The organism is Pseudogulbenkiania subflava DSM 22618 (genome assembly GCF_900177275.1).
In the GTDB taxonomy this organism is placed as follows: Bacteria; Pseudomonadota; Gammaproteobacteria; order Burkholderiales; family Chromobacteriaceae; genus Pseudogulbenkiania; species Pseudogulbenkiania subflava.
This window is the reverse complement of record NZ_FXAG01000015.1, coordinates 91048-107974: the sequence shown is the minus strand read 5'-3', so window position 1 is coordinate 107974 and position 16927 is coordinate 91048. Positions and strand designations below refer to the sequence as shown.

Sequence of the window (16927 nt, the reverse complement as noted above, 5' to 3'; positions counted from 1 at the left end):
CAGGACGTTGATAGGTCGGGTGTGGAAGCGCTGTGAGGCGTGAAGCTAACCGATACTAATTGCTCGTGAGGCTTGATCCTATCATTTGAGTGGCTTGGGCCACGCGGTGAATAGAGTGTGCGACGTACGATCGATTACCCAATTCGAAATGGAAGCCAACCGGCTTCCAGGCTTCTTCTAGTTTGTTGACAGTTTATGTCTGGCGGCCTTAGCGAGGTGGTCCCACCCCTTCCCATCCCGAACAGGACCGTGAAACGCCTTAGCGCCGATGATAGTGCGGCCTTGCCGTGTGAAAGTAGGACACCGCCAGACTCCCCTCTCCAAAGCCCAGCTCAACAGAGCTGGGCTTTTGGCTTTGCTGTTTCCAAACGGCTGCAGGCCGTCTTGGCCACAGTCCGCCCTGACTGCCTCCTTCTTACCATGACGGTGTAACCGGGGGCAACGATCTGTTCTCCCCGAGACCGTGTCTCCGTTGTACCCAAACCCCGGTAACGCTTGGGCGGTGGCTGGCCCGGATGGTATGCTGACCAACTTGCCGGGCCAGCGAGGCCGAGGGCGGAAGCCCCGGCCGTTGCCGGCCAGTTTGAAGGAAGCCCATGACTTATCCCTCCCCTCAGTTTGAAGACAAGATCTGTCCGCCGGAGCAGTTGGCCGAGCGGCTGGCGGCGTTGCCGCGGCCGCTGGTCTTCACCAACGGCTGTTTCGACATCCTGCACCGCGGCCACGTGACCTATCTGGCCCAGGCGGCGGCGCTCGGCGCCGGCTTGGTCGTGGCGATCAACACCGATGCCTCGGTCAAGCGGCTGGGCAAGGGCGACGACCGCCCGATCAATTCGCAGCACAACCGCGCCGCGGTGCTGGCGGCGCTCGAGAGCGTCGCGCTGGTGACCTGGTTCGACACCGACACCCCGGCCGAGCTGATCGAGCTGGTGAAGCCCGACGTGCTGGTGAAGGGCGGCGACTGGACGCCGGACCGCATCGTCGGCGCGGCGGAAACGCTGGCACGTGGCGGTAAGGTGCATTCGATCCCGTTCCTGTTCGACACCTCGACCACCGCGACGCTGCAGAAGATCCGCGAAAGCGAAGGCCGGGCGTGAGCGAGCAGCACGCCTTCGCGGTGCTGCGGGCGCTGTCCGACGGCCGCTTCCATTCCGGCGAGGCGATCGCGCAGCAGCTCGGCGTGTCGCGCACCCTGGTGTGGCAGGCGGTGCACACCATCGAGAACGACTTCGGTCTCGCTGTGTACAGCGTGCGCGGCCAGGGCTACAAGTTGGCCGAAGGCTTCGAGTGGCTCGACGTGACGGCGATCCGCGCCGGGCTCGCGCCGGCGGCCGCCGAAGCCCTGACCGTGGCGGTGGCCGAGCGCATCGATTCGACCAATTCCCAGCTGATGCAGCATGCCACCAGCAGCGACCTGCACGGGCTGGTGCTGGCCGCCGAGCTGCAGACCGCCGGCCGCGGCCGGCTCGGCCGGCGCTGGCAGATGCGGCTGGGCTCGGGGCTGACCTTCTCGCTGTTGTGGCGCTTCGACAAGGGCTTGGCCGGCCTGGCCGGCCTGTCGCTGGCGGTCGGCGTGGCCTTGGCGAGGGCTCTGCGTGTCTTGGGTGCGCCGGTGACGCTGAAGTGGCCCAACGACGTGCTGCTCGACGGCCGCAAGCTGGCCGGCATCCTGATCGAGCTGTCCGGCGAGGCGATGGGGCCGGCGGCGGTGGTGATCGGCATCGGCCTCAACCTGCAGTTGCCGGGCGAGGTCGATCAGCCGGTGGCGGCGCTGGACCAGGCCGGCGTGCGCGTGGGCCGCAATGCCCTGCTGGCGGCGCTGCTCAACGAGCTGCAGCAGGTGCTCGACGCCTTTGCCAAACAGGGGTTCGCCGCGGTGCGCGAGGAGTGGCTGGCGCTGTCGGCACACCGCGACAGCCCGGTGCGTCTGTCGTTCTCGCACGGCGAGCCGATCGAGGGTATCGCCCGCGGCGTGGCCGACGACGGCGCGCTGGAGGTGGAAACGGCGGCGGGAATGCAGCGCTTCCACGTCGGCGAAGTGAGCCTGAGGGCGTTGTCGTGAAGCTGTTGATCGACGCCGGCAATACCCGGGTGAAGTGGGCGCTGCACGACGGCCGCGACTGGCTGGCGCAAGGGGCGGTCACGCACGCCGACATCGCTACCCTGGCCGCGGTCTGGGCGGGGTATCCCATTCGCAGTGTGCACGCGGCCTCGGTGGCGAGCGCGGCGGTGACGGCGGCGCTGGAGGCGGCGGCGCCGCAGCCGGTGCAGTGGGTGAGGTCGCAGCGTGACGGCGGCGGGGTACGCAACCGTTACCGGGATCCGTCCGAGCAGGGGGCGGACCGCTGGCTGGCGGTGCTGGCGGCGCGCGAGTTGTGCGCCGGCGACGTGGTGGTGGCCTGCGCCGGCACCGCGTTGACGGTGGAGGCGCTGACCGCCGAGGGCGACTATCTGGGCGGGCTGATTCTGCCGGGCCATGCCTTGATGCTGGAGAGCCTGGCGCGCGGCACCGCCAATCTGAACCGGATGCCGGGGCAGGTGGTGGCTTTTCCGCAAGGGACGCAGGACGCGCTGGCGTCGGGCGCGGCGGACGCCTTGTGCGGTGCGATCGAGCGCATGCGCCGCCGCCTGGTCGAGAGCACCGGACGCGGTCCGGCCGAACTGTTGCTGACTGGGGGGGATGCCGAGCGGCTGGCTCCCTGGCTCGCGGCGCCGCTGCGGATCGTGGATAATCTGGTCCTCATGGGATTGTTGAAGATGGCGGGCGAATCATGAAGTGGTTTCTAGCCTTGGTGGTCGGGCTGAATCTGGTGGCGGCATTGTACGGGGCGCTGAAGCCGCATCCGACGGTCGATATCCACGCCCAGGAAGTCAGCCCGGAGTCGCTCAAGCTGCTACCGGCCGGCTGGGTCGCGGCGTCGGCCCCGGTCGCCATGACGGCGAAGGCGGCGACGAGCGCACCGGCCGCTGCGGCTACCCCGACCGCGCTGCCGGCCTCGCTCGATGCCGTGCCGGCGGTTGCGCCAGGAAAGGCAGCCGTGCCGGCCCCGAATCCGGTGGAGGCCAAGCCCGTGCCTGCGCCCAAGCTGGCCGCGGTGCCGCCGGCCCCGGTCGTGCCCGCACCGAAGGTCGCGGCACCCAAGCCCGAGGCGCTGGCGTGCTACCAGTGGGGGCCGTTCGAGGCGCGCCAGCTGGCTCGCGTGAAGGCACGCCTAGCATCGTTCAAGCTCGGTGCGGGCCAGCTCAAGGAGGTGCAGAGCAGCGAGCTGCGCGGCAGCGGCAAGTTCTGGGTCTACCACCCGGCGCTGGCGACGCCGGCCGAAGCGCAGACCTTGCTGGCCGAACTCAAGGGCAAGGGTTTCGACGGCTACATCGTGCAGAACGACGAGCGCAAGGGCAGCGTGTCGCTCGGCCTGTTCGGCAGCGAGGCCTCGGCCCAGGCGCTGGCGGCCAAGGCCAAGGCGGCGGGGTATGCCAAGGTGCAGGTCGAGCCGCGTGGTCAGCAGGTAACCCGCACCCGGCTGACGCTAGGGGCGCTGAACGCGGAGCAGGTTGCGCATCTCGAGGCACTGCAGAAGCGTCTGCTGCCGGGGGTGCCGCTGGCGGCGTGTCCATGACGTCGGCCCGCTTGCCAGGGTGAGGCTGGCGGCGCATTATTGAAAAGCGGCGCTCCTGCCGCTTTTTCTTTGGCCATCTGCTGCCATGTCGCGACGCGTCAACATCACCCGGCTGTTGGACCGGGGGCCTTTCAACGACCGGGTAATTCATCAGCTCGGCTGGTCGATGGCGTTCAGTGCCGGCGCCCTCAACGCCGGCGGTTTCCTCGCGGTACACCGCTACACCTCCCACGTTTCCGGCGTCGTCTCCAGCATGGCGGACCATTTCGCGCTGGGCGAATTGCGCCTGGCCCTGTCCGCGCTGTTGATGCTGGTGAGCTTCGTGGCCGGGGCGATGCATTCCACCTGGCTGATCATCTGGGCGCGGCGTCGGCGCCTGCGCGGCGGTTACGGCGTGTCGATCATGGAGGAGGCCCTGCTGCTGCTGCTGTTCGGTCTGCTGGGGGCGGGGCTGTCGACGCACAAGGGCTTGTTGACGCCGCCGACGGTGCTGCTGCTGTGCTTCATCATGGGCATGCACAACACCATCGTCACCAAGCTGTCGCGCGGGCTGCTGCGCACCACGCACATGACCGGCATCGCCACCGACATCGGCATCGAGCTGGCCAAGTTGTTCTACCTCGACCGGGCCGGCCCGACGCGGGTGCAACGAGTGCAGGCCAATCATGCCAAGTTGCGGCTCTATCTGCTGATCCTGGTGTCGTTCTTCGTCGGCGGGGTGGTCGGGGCGCTGGGCTTCAAGCATCTCGGTTTCGGTTTTTCGCTGCCGCTGGCGGGCGGGTTGTTCCTGCTCGGCTTGCGTCCGGTGTGGTACGACGTGAGGCTGCGTCTGCGCCTGTGGCAGCAGCAGGGCTGGGCGGCGCGCAATCATTCATGAAATCGACATGGCGGCGTGATCTGATTGTCATGTCTCGCTCTTAGGCTTGGCGGTCGATTCCCTGCGGGGTAAGACCGATTTTCCAGGAGCGTTGAATGAGCGAGAGCTACAAGATCAAGCAGCACGGCGTGGATGAACCCTCCAATCATTCGGCCAACCCCGCCTTGTCCGAGGTGCTGGAAGCGCGCTTCTCGCGCCGCGGCGTGCTGAAGGGCACGGGCGCCGCCGGCCTGGCCGGTCTGCTGGGCGGTAGCCTGGCCACCCTGGCCGAGGCGGCGCAGGTGCCGTTCACGCGCAAGGCTCCGGTGCTGGGCTTCAAGCCGGTGCCGTTCAGTTTCGAAGACAAGGTGGTGGTGCCGGAAGGCTACGTGGCCGACGTGCTGTACGCCTGGGGCGACCCGGTCGGCATCAAGGGGGCGATGCCGGCGTTCAAGCCGGATGCGTCCAACAGCGCCGAAGAGCAGGCGCTGCAGGCCGGCATGCACCACGATGGCATGGCCTTCTTCCCGCTGCCGCTGGGCTCTATCGGCTCCAAGCACGGCCTGATGGCGATCAACCACGAATACACCGACGATGGTTTGCTGCACATCGATGGCATGAAGACCTGGAACGCCGACAAGGTGAAGAAGGCGCAGGCGGCGGTCGGCGTGTCGGTGATCGAGGTCGAGGACACCGGCAAGGGCGGCTGGAAGGTGGTGCGCCCGTCCAAGTACGCGCGCCGCATCCATGCCAATACCCCGATCGCCATCCAGGGCCCGGCGCGCGGTCATGCGCTGATGCAGACCGAGGCGGACCCGAAGGGGGTGGAAGTGCTCGGCACCTTCCAGAACTGCGCCAGTGGCCCGACGCCGTGGGGCACCTATCTCACCTGTGAAGAGAACTTCGACGGCGTGTTCGTCAACGATTCGGGCAAGCTGACCGACTTGGAGAAGCGCTATGGCATCTCCAACAAGGACGCCGGCTACAAGTGGGCGTGGGAGGATTTCCGTTTCGACGCCCAGCTCAACCCGAACGAACCGAACCGCTTCGGCTGGGTGGTGGAGATCGATCCGTTTGATCCGAAATCCAAGCCGGTCAAGCGCACCGCGCTGGGCCGCTTCAAGCACGAAGGCGCGACGGTGACGATTGCGCCGTCCGGCCACGCCGTGGTGTACATGGGCGACGATCAGCGTTTTGAATACATCTACAAATTCGTTTCCAAGAACAAGTTCGATCCGAAGAACCGCAAGGCGAATATGCACCTGCTGGATGAGGGCACGCTGTACGTGGCGCGCTTCGACGCCGACGGTTCCGGCCAGTGGCTGCCGCTGGTGGCCGGCCAGAACGGTCTGACCGCCGACAAGGGCTTCGCCAGCCAGGGCGACGTGGTGATCAAGGCGCGCATGGCGGCCGACGTGATGGGCGCCACCAAGATGGACCGTCCGGAATGGATCGCGGTGCATAGCCACAAGCCGGGTGAGGTGTACTGCACCCTGACCAACAACAGCGACCGCGGCAAGGATGGCAAGCCCGGTCCGGACGCCGCCAACCCGCGCGTCGACAACAAGTTTGGCCACATCATCCGCTGGAACGAGAACGGTGGCGATGCCGCTTCTACCGGTTTCAAGTGGGACATCTTCGTGCTGGCCGGTCGCCCGGACGCCGACAAGGCCGAGCACAAGGGCAATATCAAGGGTGATGCCTTCGGTAGCCAGGACGGCCTGAAGTTCGACTACAACGGCGTGTTGTGGGTCGAGACCGACGTGTCCACCTCGACGGTGAACATGAAGGAATACAAGGGCATGGGCAACAACCAGGTGCTGGCGGTGGTGCCGGAGACCGGCGAGTTCCGCCGCTTCCTGACCGGCCCCAACGGCTGCGAGATCACCGGCATCGCCTTCACCCCGGACAACAAGACGCTGTTCATCAACATCCAGCACCCGGGCGAACCGGACAGCGAGCGCTCCGATCCGGCCCAGCCGCTGGCGATCTCCAGCTGGCCGGAAGGTCCGAAAGCCGGCCGTCCGCGTGCCGCCACCGTGGTGATCCGCAAGCTGGACGGCGGCGTGATCGGTTCCTGATCTTCCCGTTCGTAGTGCCTCTCAAGCCTTGTGCCGGCGGTGTTCACGCCGGTCTTTTTCATGCCGGGGTGGCTTCGGCCAACCCCGGCGGGCTTGAAAGTGCCGCACGGGCGCGGCACACTATCGCTCTCCGTGCCAAGGCGGCGCGGCAGCCTCAACCCGTCGGCTTGCAAGATGGACGGGAAGCGTCGGTGCCGGCTGCGGTGCAGCCCCGGCGTACTCTCTGACGGAGAGTTTCATGTCTCACACGATTCATGGCGATGGCGCCATTCGTCGTACCTCGTTGTACGGTTCCTCGATTGAAAACACTTACGGCGGCGTCCTGAGCTTCATGCGCCGCAACTACACGCGCGACCTCTCCGGTGTCGACGTGGCCGTGTCCGGCATCCCGCTCGACCTAGCGGTGACCTTCCGCCCCGGCGCGCGTCTCGGCCCGGCCGCGGTGCGTGCTGCCAGCGTGCAGCTGGCCGAGCTCAAGCCGTTCCCGTGGGGCTTCGACCCGTTCGACGATCTGGCGGTGATCGACTACGGCGACTGCTGGTTCGACGCCCACAACCCGCTGACCATCAAGGACAGCATCATCGAGCACGCGCGTACCATTCTGGCTTCGGGCGCCAGGATGCTGACCTTCGGCGGCGACCACTACGTCACCTACCCGCTGTTGATCGCGCACGCCGAGAAGTTCGGCAAGCCGCTGTCGATCATCCACTTCGACGCGCACTGCGACACCTGGCCGGACGACAGCCCGGACTCGCTCAACCACGGCACCATGTTCTACAAGGCGGTGAAGGACGGGCTGATCGACCCGCAGACCTCGGTACAGGTCGGCCTGCGCACCTGGAACGACGACTTCATGGGTATCCAGCGCCTGGATGCGCCGTGGGTGCACGACAACGGCACCGAGGCGGCCATCGCGCGTATCAAGGAAGTCGTCGGCGATAACCCGACCTATCTGACCTTCGACATCGACTGCCTCGACCCGGCGTTCGCTCCGGGCACCGGTACCCCGGTGCCGGGTGGGTTGACTACGGCGCAGGCGCTGAAGATCGTGCGCAACCTGGGCGACGTCAACCTGGTCGGCATGGACGTGGTGGAGGTGTCGCCGCCGTTCGACCAGAGCGAGATCACCGCGCTGGCCGCGGCGCACATCGCCTGTGACCTGCTGTGCCTGCTGCGCAACCGCAAGGTGGCCGGTACGCTGTAAGCGTTCCTCCCGTCCCCACCCCGACGACGCCACTGCCCCGCAGTGGCGTTGTTTTTTGTATGCTGCTGTCAGATGGATGCCGGATACCCGTATGAAGACCATGATGCTCCGTGTCGGCCTCGCCTCCCTCGGCGCGGCCGGCGTGCTGTCGCCGCTGCTGGCGGCGCCGCTGCTGCTGCAGGGCCAGATCGGCAGCGCGGCGGTGGTGATGGAATTGAACCTCGCCAAGGACGGCAAGGCCGACGGCCGCTACTTTTACCGCAAGTATCACCATGACATCGCGCTGGACGGCCAGCGCCGCGCCGACGGCAGCGTCACGCTGGGCGAGAACCTCGGCTACGACGAGAGCCGTACCGACCTGGTGCTGCGCCCGGACGGCAAGGGCGGCTGGCAGGGGCGCTGGCAGGGCAGCAAGCCGATCAGCCTGAGTCCGCTGCCGCCCGACGCCTTGCCCGCCAGCGAGGTGGACGTGCTGGCGCGGCTGCGCCAGCAGCACCCCTACGAGTTCGTGCGCCTGGCCGATCTGACGCTGCGCCCGGGGCGGGAGCAGCGCGTCGGCAGCTACCGGCTGCGCTGGTGGCAGGAACCGGTCAGCAAGATCCGCTTCTTCCGGGTGGAGGAGGGCTACCCTGCCGGGGTGCAGCAGCGCCTCAACCCCGTGCTGGAAAGCCGGCACTGGCAGGAGGTGAACGGCTACTTCGACTGCGCCCTCGGCGGGGCGCGCCGCCGCGGCTTCGACTACGAGCAGACGGTCACACCGCGCCTGCTGAACGAGCACGTGCTCAGCGCCAGCGTGTTCACCAGTTTCGACTGTGGCGGCGCCCACCCCGATTTCGGCGACAACCCGCTCAACCTCGAGGTGCAAAGCGGCCGCGAACTGCAGCTGGAGGAGGTGCTGTGGCTGGGCCAGGGCAAGCCCCGGCTGGCGCGTGACGCCGACGGTCATCTGCAGAACTACGACTACCAGAACAAGGTGCTCGGCCCGTGGCTGGCACGCACCCTGCACCAGCTCTACCCCCAGCAGATGGCGTCGCCGGGCAAGGACGACGGCTGCGACTACCGCGACAGCGGGCTGTGGGCATTGCCCACCTGGTACCTGCTGCCGCAGGGGCTGTACCTTGGGCCGTCCTTCCCGCGCGTGGCGCGCGCCTGCGAATACCCGGAATGGCCGGTGCTGCCGTGGAAAGTGGTGGACCGCCACCGTGGCGAGGCGGCGCTGCCGCTGCACTGAGGGCGGCGAGGCCGGGAGGGGGGCGGTAACGCCCGGCGTCGGGCCGGGCGGCGCGGGGATTCACAAGGCGGGGGCGACGACCAGCAGCACCAGCAGCACGATCTCGCTGCACTCCACGCCGGCGCCGAGGCAGTCGCCGGTCATGCCGCCGAGGCGTCGCAGGAGGAAGCGGCGCCAGCCCCACAGCGCCAGCGGCGCCAGCAGCAGGGCCGGGGCGAGCAGCGCGGACAGTCCGGTGAGGATGGCGGCGGAGAGGCCCAGTGCGCGCCAGTCGGTGGTTTCGGCGAAACGTGCGCCGCTGCCGGCGGCCAGCGGCGGCAGGGTGGCCGACCACCATACCGCACCGAGGCGAGCCCAGGCCGGCGCCAGCAGCAGCCCCCACAGGTTGGCTGAGGATTTGGCGAGCAGCATCAGCAGCACCAGCTTGGCAATCAGCGCAAGCACCAGCGCGATCACGCCGAAGCTGCCGACGTGCGGCTCCTTCATCACCGCCAACATGCGCTCGCGGGAACGGTGCGCCGCGCCCAGGCCGTCGGCCAGGTCCGCCAATCCGTCCAGGTGCAGGCCGCCGCTGACCCAGACCCACACGCCGAGCGTGGCGAGCGCCCCGAGCCACGGATCGACGCGCGTGCCCAGCCACAGCGCCGCGGCCAGCAGGGCGCCGATCAGCGCGCCGACCACGGTGAACCAGCGCGCGCTGTCGGCCAGCCACTCCGGGCGGTATTCCTTGAGCTCAGGGGTGGGTAGCCGGGTGAGGAACTGCAGGGCCAGGATCAGTCCGCGCATGGCGGCTCCAGGCGCAACAGGTAGGCCGGATGCCCGTCGAGAATGGAAAGCTGGGCGAAACCGCCTCGCTGCACCGTCAACAGCCGCGCCACGTTGAAGCCGGTGCCGAGTAGCTCGGCCAGGAGCACGGTGATCACGCCGCCGTGGCTCACCAGCACGCGGTGGCTGCCGCGCGCCTCGCTCATCCAGCCGGCGAAACCGGCCAGCACGCGAGTGCGGAAGGTGTCGAAGTTCTCGCCGCCGGGGGCGTCGAGCGAGCCTTCGGCCAACCTTTGGCTCCAGTCGGGGTGGCGCGCCGCCAGCTCGGCGAGCGCCATGCCGTCCCAGGCGCCGAAGTCGCACTCGGCCAGCCGCTCGTCCAGCTTGAGCGGCACGCCGCCTGCCAGCGCCTGCTGCACGGCGAATTCGCGGCAGCGTTTGAGCGGCGAGCTGGCGATGCTGGTCACCGGCGCCAGGGCGTTGATGCGCTGCCAGCTGGCGGCGAGCTGGCGCCGGCCGCGCTCGTTCAGCGCCAGGTCGAGACGGCCCACCAGCCGGCCGTCGTGGTCGATGTCGCCGTGGCGCAGCAAGGTCAGCGTGTACGGGTTCACTCGGCCTTTTCCGACACGCCGGCTTCGGCGAAGGTGGCCATTTCGTTGTGCAGCAGGATGGCCGACTGCAACAGCGGCAGGCACAGCGCGGCGCCGGAGCCCTCGCCCAGGCGCAGGCCGAGTTCCACCAGCGGCGTCAGGCCGAGCGTTTCCAGCGCGATGCCGTGGCCGGTTTCCTGCGAGCGGTGGCTGGCGATCAGCCAGTCGGCCACCGCCGGCTGCAGCGCCTTGGCCACCAGCGCGGCGGCACTGGTGATGAAGCCGTCCACCAGCGACGGCACGCCCAGCGCGGCGCCTTCCAGATAGAAGCCGGCGATGGCGGCGATTTCCAGACCGCCCAGCTCGGCCAGCACTTCCAGTGCCGCCAGCTCGCGCCCGGCCAGCCGCGCCAGCGCATCCTCGACCACCCGACGTTTGAGCGCCAGGCCGGCGTCGTCGACCCCGGTGCCGCGGCCGACCACGATGTCCGGCGCGGCGCCGGACAGGCGGCAGATCAGCGCCGCCGACGGCGTGGTGTTGCCGATGCCCATGTCGCCGGCGACCAGCAGGTTGGCGCCCGCTTCCACGGCGCGGCGTGCGGCGTCCCGTCCCACTGCCAGCGCGGCTTCCGCCTCGGCCAGGGAGAGCGCGGCCTCGCGGCGCAGGTTGGCCGAAGCGCGGCGCACCTTGGCGTGCACGATGGGCAGGCCGGTGAGGTCGCCCGCCACGCCGGCGTCGACGACCTCGAGCCGGGCGCCGTGCTGGCGCGCCAGCACGCAGATGGCGGCGCCGCCGGCGGCGAAGTTCTTCACCATCTCGGCGGTCACCGCCTGCGGGAAGGCGGACACGCCTTCGTCCGTTACGCCGTGGTCGGCGGCGAACAGCGTGATCGCCGGCTGCAGCGGCGCCGGCTGCACCTTGCCTTGCCAGCCGGCAAAGCGGCAGGCCAGTGCCTCCAGTTGGCCGAGGCTGCCGGCAGGTTTGGTCAGGGTGTCCTGGCGGGCGCGGGCCAGGGCGGCGGAAGCCGCATCGGGCGCGGCAATGGGGGAGAGGAATGTCGTCATGGGCGAGACCTTAAGCCAAGCCCGGGGCCACGGCAACAGAGGCGTACCGGCCACGGGGGCAGTTTGTCGGGAAAGCGTGGGTAGCGGCGGGTATAATAGCGCCGCGGCCGCCGTCCGTATCTACACCGGATGGCCAAGCGTCTCGCCGCGCCCCCTTCTTCATCAGCAGATCATCCCGCCATGACCCATCTCATCAGCGGCGGCGCGCGCTCCGGCAAGAGCCGCTTCGCCGAACAGCTGGCACTGGCCCACCCGGGCCCGGTCGCCTACGTCGCTACCGCCGCGGTGGCGGACGCCGACTTCGCGGCGCGCGTCGCGCTACACCGGGAGCGCCGTCCGGCCCACTGGGCCCTGTGCGAGGCCGAACGCGGCCTGGCCGCCGTGCTGACAGCCGCCGCCGCGTCGGATACGCTGTTGCTGGTGGATTGCCTCGGCATGTGGCTGATGCGCTTCTGCCTCGACGACGGTCTCGACGAGGCCGAGTTCGCGCGTGAGAAGGCCGCGTTGCTGCACGCCCTGGCCACGCTGCCCGGCGAGATCGTGCTGGTCAGTAACGAAATCGGCTGGGGAGTGGTGCCGCTGGGGCGGCTTTCGCGCCGTTTCGTCGACGAACTGGGACGGCTCAACCAGGATATCGCGGCCCTTTGCGAGCGCGTCACGCTGGTCGCCTGTGGTCTGCCGCTGGTGTTGAAGGCCCCGCCCGAGGGCGCCGCCAGTCCCGCATTCCGGGCTGCCGCGAGCGGCTGTACCGCCCCCGAGACAGCCGCGCCCGGCGGGGTTTGACGCCCTGCCGAGGCTTGGCTATCCTCGCCGCCATGGACAAAGAACTTGAATATCTGGAATCCCGGGTAGCGGCGCTGATCGCCCGCATCCGCGAGCTGGAAGCACAGAACGGTCGTTTTGCCGAGGCGCTGGCGCAGGCCTTGAAGGAAAACGCCGAACTGCACTTCCGCGTCGAGGAAACCAAGACCCGGGTGGCGGCGCTGATCGAGCGGCTGCCCAAAGCCGAGGAAAATGAGGCATGAGCGACGTAGTTCAGGTCGATATCGAACTGCTGGGACGGCAGTTCACCGTAGGAACGCCGCTGGCCGAGCGCGACACCCTGCTGCAGGCGGTGCAGCTGATCTCCGACAAGATCAACACCATCAAGGGACAGGGGCGCATCGTCGATGCCGACAAGATCGCCATCATGGCCGCGCTCAACATCGCCCACGATCTGCTGAAAACAAAAGTGGGGGGTGGCTTGGAGATGGCCGAGTTTCAGCGTAAAATACGAACCATGAGTGAAGCAGCCGATGCGGCGCTTCAACAAAGTCAGCACTCGCTGGGTTAAACGGCGAAGCTGACGCAGCACAGATCAGTTCATCCCCTGCGGTGTTCGTGACGGCTCAAAAATTCCTTTGAACCAATGCGTTCGCTTTGGTTGCCAGCATCTACCGTGCGGGTGCGCGCGTCCCACTGACGGATGTGCCCGATGCACGAGGCAGGCGACCCCCTGGAAACAGGGTTCAAGCGAATTTTGCCCGAACGGCACTCGCGGGGGGCTCCCCTTTTCATTCCATCGTGACCACTTCCGTGTCCATGACCCCCGACGACAAGCATGCCCTGCGCCGCGCCATTCGTCGTGCCCGCATGGCCTTGCCGCGTGCCTACCGTGAGGCCGCTGCCGAAGCGGTGGCGCGCCATGCCCGACGCTTCCTGGCACGCGGCCGGCGCATCGGAGGCTATCTCGCGGCCGGTTCCGAACTCGACCTCGAGCCGCTGATGAGCGCCGCGCTGTTCCGTGGCGCCGTGCTGTTCCTGCCGCAAATTCCGGATCGCGGTCGCCGGCTGTGGTTTTCCCGGCTGGGTACGGCCAACCGCTGGAGCCGCCACCCGCGCTACGGCATCGCCGAGTACCATGGCCCGGTACTGCGCGCCCACAAGCTTGACGTGCTGTTCGTGCCGCTCCTTGGGGTGGACGAGGAAGGCTATCGGCTGGGGCAGGGTGGCGGTTTCTACGACACCACGCTGGCGTTCCGGCACCGTCAGGTGCACCGGCACCGCCCGCTGTTGGTGGGGGTGGCGTACGATTGCCAGCGCGTGGCGCGGGTGCCACGCGAGCCGTGGGACGTGCAACTGGACTACCTGGTGACCGAGTCGGGACTGCACCGCTTTCCGCGGCACGCGGCCGCCGGCGCATAAACGAAAAAAGGCCGCTTTTGCGGCCTTTTTTCTGTCTTCGGGTGGGGAATCAGCAGCGCCCCTTCTTGGCCTGCCCCGGCGGACAGAAGCCGCCGCCGTCGTAGACCGGTTCGACCACGGTGGGTTCGAGGACGATGGGGGCGCGCACGCGGACGTGGGCGGGCTCGACGACACAGGCCGACAGGCTGCCGGCGGCAATCAGGGCAAACAGCAAGGTTTTCATATTATGGTCTCCGGCGGCGGTGTGGCCGACACCGCCCAGGGTTTATGAGGTAGCGGGTTGATGCGGGGTGACGCGTACGGCCCGGCCGCTTGGTTAATTGTCGTCGTCGTCGTCGTCATCGTGGCGTTCGTGCCGGTGATGGCGGTATTCCTCGCCGCCATAGCCGCCTTGATAGGTCGGAGCGACGATCACCCCCGGTTCGAGCACGATGGGCGAGCGGACCCGGACATGGGCAGGCTCGACAACGCAGGCCGACAGGCTGCCGGCGGCAATCAGGACAAGCAACAGGTTTTTCATAGCGTATTCTTAGGGATGGCGCCTGGAGTGCTGCCACCCGATGGTTGTGAGAGTGCCGGAGAGCCCTCGTGAGCGGGCGTGTTCCCGCATGTCAGCGGCGCCAGCCGCCCCGCCCACCGTAGTCGCGATGATGATAATCACCATCGTAGCCACGATCATGATAGGGGTACAAGGGCCGGATCACGCAGCCCGACAAGGTGGCGGCCACCAGAACGAGAATCAGGGCTTTCATGAGGCAGTCTCCTCGGTGCTGCCGGTGAGCGCGCTCGTTGCGTAAAGGCGGCGCGCTGCGCACAATGACTATGCCGGCAGAAGGTGCAATTCGAGCATAATCGAAGCTTCCATCCGCCGGATACCCGAAAATTGCTAACAATTATTAAGTGGCGGTTGCCATTGACGGTGTGTTTTGCCGGCCCGGTCGAGCGGGCGGCGTGACGATTTCGTGCCCCGCGACCGCCTCCGCCCTTGCTGGCCGCCGTTCCCGGCGACAGGCGACAGACATAGGTTTTTCATGCGTTACTGGCTGATGAAATCGGAGCCCGACGAGGTCTCCATCGACCATCTGGCCGCCCGGCCGGGGCAGGCTTTCGCGTGGACCGGCGTGCGCAACTACCAGGCGCGCAATTTCATGCGCGACGCCATGCAGCCAGGCGACCGCGTGCTGTTCTGGCATTCCAGTTGCCCCGAGCCCGGTATTGCCGGCCTCGCCGAAGTGGTGACGGCTGCCCATGCCGATTCCTCGCAGTTCGACCCCGCCAGCCCTTACTTCGACCCCAAGTCCACGACCGCCGCGCCGCGCTGGCTGTGCGTGGACGTGCGTTTCCTGGCCAAGACCCGGCTGCTGGCCCCGGCCGAGCTGCGCCTCCATCCTCCGCTGGCCGGCATGACCGTGCTCAAGCGCGGCAACCGCCTGTCCATCACCCCGGTGACCCCCGACGAGTGGGCCTACATCACGGAGCAACTGATCTGATGCTGTCGATTTCCTTGCTGCTGGTCCTGCTCGCCTGCGGCGCGCTGGCTGGCTTTCTGGCCGGCCTGCTCGGCGTGGGCGGCGGGCTGGTGATCGTGCCGGTGGTGGTGGGGGTGCTGACCTCGGCGCGGCTCGGCGGCGAGCACGTGCAGCACTTGGCGGTGGGTACCTCACTGGCGGTGATGGTGTTCACCAGCTTCTCCAGCGTGCTGGCGCACCATCGCAAGGGCGCGGTGGATTGGCGCATCGTGTGCGCCATGGCGCCCGCCATCGTCGCCGGGACCTTCGTCGGCAGCCTGCTCGCTGGCTTCATCCCGGGTCCTGTGCTGCGCTGGTTCTTCGTGGTGTACGCCTATCTGATCGGCCTGCAGATGTTCTTCGGCGCCAAGCCGGCGGCCAGTCGCGACATGCCGGGTCTGGCCGGTCAGTGGGGCGCGGGCGGCGTGATCGGCATGATTTCCAGCTGGGTCGGCATCGGCGGCGGTTCGATGAGCGTGCCGTTCATGAGCTGGTGCAACGTGCCGGTGCACACCGCTATCGCCACCAGCGCGGCGCTGGGCTGGCCGATCGCCGTGTCGGGTGCCGCCGGCTACCTGGTGAGCGGCTGGCACGTCCCCGGCCTGCCCTGGGGCGCGCTGGGCTTCGTCTACCTGCCGGCCACGCTGGCGCTGATGCTGATGACCGTGCTGTGCGCCCCGCTCGGCGCGCGCATGGCGCACGCCTTGCCGGTGGCGGGCCTGAAGCGTGCCTTCTCCGTGCTGATGGCGGTGATGGCATCGCAGATGCTGTACAGCCTGCTGCACTAGTACCCCACTGGTATCACCCCGTTTTGCGTACCGCACCGGCAGAGTGCGGACGATCACCATCCGAGAATCAAGAGAGAGACATTATGTTGTTCCCCCCGCTCGAGCCTTACGCCTGCGGCATGTTGCCGCTGGACGACCTGCACCTGATGTACTGGGAGCAATGCGGCAAGCCCGACGGTGTGCCGGTGCTGTACCTGCACGGCGGCCCCGGCGACGGCTGCTCCCCGGCCTGCCGCCAGCTGTTCGACCCGTCGTTCTACCGTGCCGTGCTGTTCGACCAGCGCGGCTGCGGCCGTTCCATTCCCCGCGGCGAGATTCGCAGCAACACCACTGCGCACCTGCTCGACGACATCGAACAGCTGCGCGAACACCTCGGTATCGAGCGCTGGCTGGTGTGCGGCGGCTCGTGGGGCAGCACGCTGGCGCTGGCCTACGCCGAGGCGCACCCGCAACGCGTCAGCGGCCTGGTGCTGCGCGGCGTGTTCCTCGGCCGCGACGAGGAGATCGACTGGTTCCTGTCCGGCATGGGGCGCTTCTTTCCGGAGGCCGCGCAGCGTTTCGTCGCGCCGGTGCCCGAGGCGGTGCGCGGCGACTTCCTGCAGGCCTACTACCAACACCTGACCGATCCCGAGCCGATGGTGCACCTGGCGGCGGCAAGGCAATGGGCGCAGTACGAGAGCAGCTGCGCCACCCTGCTGCCCAACCCCGATGCGGTGGTGCGCGCCTCGAACGAGTTCAACGCCTTGCCGCTGGCGAGGCTCGAGGCGCATTACTTCAGCCATCGCCTGTTCTTGCCGCACAATCAGCTGTTGAAGAACGTGGAGCGTATCCGCCATATCCCCGGCATCATCGTGCAGGGGCGCTACGACGTGATCTGCCCGCCCAGCTCCGCCTACGAGCTGGCGCAGGCCTGGCCGCGCGGCGAGCTGACGATGGTGGAGGGAGCGGGGCATTCGCTGTGGGAGCCCGGCATCCTGCAGGCGGTGACGAGCGCGCTGGTGCGCTTCCAGACGCGGCTGGCGTAATGGCCGGGGGCGTG

Annotated in this window: 21 protein-coding genes, 2 rRNA genes and 1 other RNA gene; 18 read left to right on the top strand and 6 right to left on the bottom strand. The window is 68.0% G+C overall.

Annotation, left to right across the window (positions count from 1 at the left end; all coding sequences use genetic code 11):
* The 10 genes from B9N72_RS13930 to B9N72_RS13885 form a co-directional block, all read left to right on the top strand.
* Positions 1–80, top strand: a 23S ribosomal RNA gene (locus tag B9N72_RS13930); the annotation flags it as partial.
* 118 nt (positions 81–198) lie between these two features.
* A 5S ribosomal RNA gene (gene rrf / locus B9N72_RS13925) occupies positions 199–312 on the top strand.
* 284 nt (positions 313–596) lie between these two features.
* Entirely contained in the window at positions 597–1097 is a 501-nt protein-coding gene (rfaE2, locus tag B9N72_RS13920) for a D-glycero-beta-D-manno-heptose 1-phosphate adenylyltransferase (protein WP_085276912.1), read from the top strand.
* Positions 1094–2062, top strand: a complete 969-nt coding sequence (locus B9N72_RS13915) for a biotin--[acetyl-CoA-carboxylase] ligase (protein ID WP_085276911.1) — start codon at positions 1094–1096, stop codon at positions 2060–2062. Before rfaE2 ends, B9N72_RS13915 begins: the two co-directional genes overlap by 4 nt.
* A complete protein-coding gene (locus B9N72_RS13910; RefSeq protein ID WP_085276910.1) occupies positions 2059–2775 on the top strand; it encodes a type III pantothenate kinase in 717 nt (238 codons plus the stop codon). The genes B9N72_RS13915 and B9N72_RS13910 overlap by 4 nt, the downstream gene beginning before the upstream one ends.
* Positions 2772–3617, top strand: coding sequence for an SPOR domain-containing protein (locus B9N72_RS13905; protein WP_085276909.1), 846 nt, complete (start codon positions 2772–2774; stop codon positions 3615–3617). Before B9N72_RS13910 ends, B9N72_RS13905 begins: the two co-directional genes overlap by 4 nt.
* 85 nt (positions 3618–3702) lie before the next feature.
* Positions 3703–4494 carry a YoaK family protein gene (locus B9N72_RS13900; protein ID WP_085276908.1) on the top strand — a complete coding sequence of 264 codons (792 nt, stop codon included), beginning with the start codon at positions 3703–3705 and terminating at the stop codon, positions 4492–4494.
* 95 nt (positions 4495–4589) lie between these two features.
* Positions 4590–6554: a PhoX family protein gene (locus B9N72_RS13895; protein WP_085276907.1), complete on the top strand. Its 1965-nt coding sequence runs from the start codon at positions 4590–4592 to the stop codon at positions 6552–6554.
* Positions 6555–6792: 238 nt separating this feature from the next.
* The gene (gene speB / locus B9N72_RS13890; protein ID WP_085276906.1) at positions 6793–7758 is read left to right on the top strand and encodes an agmatinase; all 966 of its coding nucleotides are present in this window, start codon (positions 6793–6795) and stop codon (positions 7756–7758) included.
* A gap of 91 nt (positions 7759–7849) precedes the next feature.
* Complete coding sequence (locus tag B9N72_RS13885; protein ID WP_085276905.1) at positions 7850–8989, top strand: hypothetical protein; 1140 nt, start codon at positions 7850–7852, stop codon at positions 8987–8989.
* A 60-nt stretch (positions 8990–9049) separates the two neighbouring features.
* Here B9N72_RS13885 and cobS read toward each other — a convergent pair whose 3' ends face one another.
* The 3 genes from cobS to cobT are packed head-to-tail and all read right to left on the bottom strand — an operon-like array spanning position 9050 to position 11408.
* Positions 9050–9775 (bottom strand): adenosylcobinamide-GDP ribazoletransferase, encoded by a 726-nt coding sequence (gene cobS, locus B9N72_RS13880; RefSeq protein ID WP_085276904.1) that lies wholly within the window; start codon positions 9773–9775, stop codon positions 9050–9052.
* Complete coding sequence (locus B9N72_RS13875; RefSeq protein WP_085276903.1) at positions 9763–10365, bottom strand: histidine phosphatase family protein; 603 nt, start codon at positions 10363–10365, stop codon at positions 9763–9765. The genes cobS and B9N72_RS13875 overlap by 13 nt, the downstream gene beginning before the upstream one ends.
* Positions 10362–11408 carry a nicotinate-nucleotide--dimethylbenzimidazole phosphoribosyltransferase gene (gene cobT / locus B9N72_RS13870; RefSeq protein WP_085276902.1) on the bottom strand — a complete coding sequence of 349 codons (1047 nt, stop codon included), beginning with the start codon at positions 11406–11408 and terminating at the stop codon, positions 10362–10364. The genes B9N72_RS13875 and cobT overlap by 4 nt, the downstream gene beginning before the upstream one ends.
* 180 nt (positions 11409–11588) lie before the next feature.
* Between cobT and cobU the strand changes: the two genes are divergently transcribed.
* The 5 genes from cobU to B9N72_RS13845 all read left to right on the top strand — a co-directional run bounded on the left by cobU (position 11589) and on the right by B9N72_RS13845 (position 13592).
* Positions 11589–12191 (top strand): bifunctional adenosylcobinamide kinase/adenosylcobinamide-phosphate guanylyltransferase, encoded by a 603-nt coding sequence (cobU, locus tag B9N72_RS13865; protein WP_085276901.1) that lies wholly within the window; start codon positions 11589–11591, stop codon positions 12189–12191.
* A 32-nt stretch (positions 12192–12223) separates the two neighbouring features.
* Positions 12224–12433 carry a hypothetical protein gene (locus B9N72_RS13860; RefSeq protein WP_008952033.1) on the top strand — a complete coding sequence of 70 codons (210 nt, stop codon included), beginning with the start codon at positions 12224–12226 and terminating at the stop codon, positions 12431–12433.
* The gene (locus tag B9N72_RS13855) at positions 12430–12741 is read left to right on the top strand and encodes a cell division protein ZapA (RefSeq protein ID WP_085276900.1); all 312 of its coding nucleotides are present in this window, start codon (positions 12430–12432) and stop codon (positions 12739–12741) included. Before B9N72_RS13860 ends, B9N72_RS13855 begins: the two co-directional genes overlap by 4 nt.
* 30 nt (positions 12742–12771) lie before the next feature.
* A non-coding RNA gene (gene ssrS, locus B9N72_RS13850) (6S RNA) lies at positions 12772–12955 on the top strand.
* 34 nt (positions 12956–12989) lie between these two features.
* Positions 12990–13592 (top strand): 5-formyltetrahydrofolate cyclo-ligase, encoded by a 603-nt coding sequence (locus tag B9N72_RS13845; RefSeq protein WP_085276917.1) that lies wholly within the window; start codon positions 12990–12992, stop codon positions 13590–13592.
* 49 nt (positions 13593–13641) lie between these two features.
* On the opposite strand, the gene B9N72_RS13840 is transcribed toward B9N72_RS13845, so the two are convergent.
* From B9N72_RS13840 to B9N72_RS21255, 3 genes are all read right to left on the bottom strand, one after another.
* A complete protein-coding gene (locus B9N72_RS13840; RefSeq protein ID WP_085276899.1) occupies positions 13642–13815 on the bottom strand; it encodes a vir-repressed protein in 174 nt (57 codons plus the stop codon).
* 93 nt (positions 13816–13908) lie between these two features.
* Entirely contained in the window at positions 13909–14112 is a 204-nt protein-coding gene (locus B9N72_RS13835; RefSeq protein ID WP_234985991.1) for a hypothetical protein, read from the bottom strand.
* A gap of 91 nt (positions 14113–14203) precedes the next feature.
* Positions 14204–14344: a hypothetical protein gene (locus tag B9N72_RS21255; RefSeq protein ID WP_200810988.1), complete on the bottom strand. Its 141-nt coding sequence runs from the start codon at positions 14342–14344 to the stop codon at positions 14204–14206.
* A gap of 279 nt (positions 14345–14623) precedes the next feature.
* Here B9N72_RS21255 and B9N72_RS13825 point away from each other — a divergent pair, with 279 nt between their 5' ends.
* From B9N72_RS13825 to pip, 3 genes are all read left to right on the top strand, one after another.
* Complete coding sequence (locus B9N72_RS13825) at positions 14624–15082, top strand: EVE domain-containing protein (RefSeq protein ID WP_085276897.1); 459 nt, start codon at positions 14624–14626, stop codon at positions 15080–15082.
* Complete coding sequence (locus tag B9N72_RS13820) at positions 15082–15888, top strand: sulfite exporter TauE/SafE family protein (RefSeq protein ID WP_085276896.1); 807 nt, start codon at positions 15082–15084, stop codon at positions 15886–15888. The genes B9N72_RS13825 and B9N72_RS13820 overlap by 1 nt, the downstream gene beginning before the upstream one ends.
* Before the next feature lie 83 nt (positions 15889–15971).
* Positions 15972–16913, top strand: a complete 942-nt coding sequence (pip, locus tag B9N72_RS13815) for a prolyl aminopeptidase (RefSeq protein ID WP_085276895.1) — start codon at positions 15972–15974, stop codon at positions 16911–16913.
* Positions 16914–16927 lie beyond the last annotated feature (14 nt).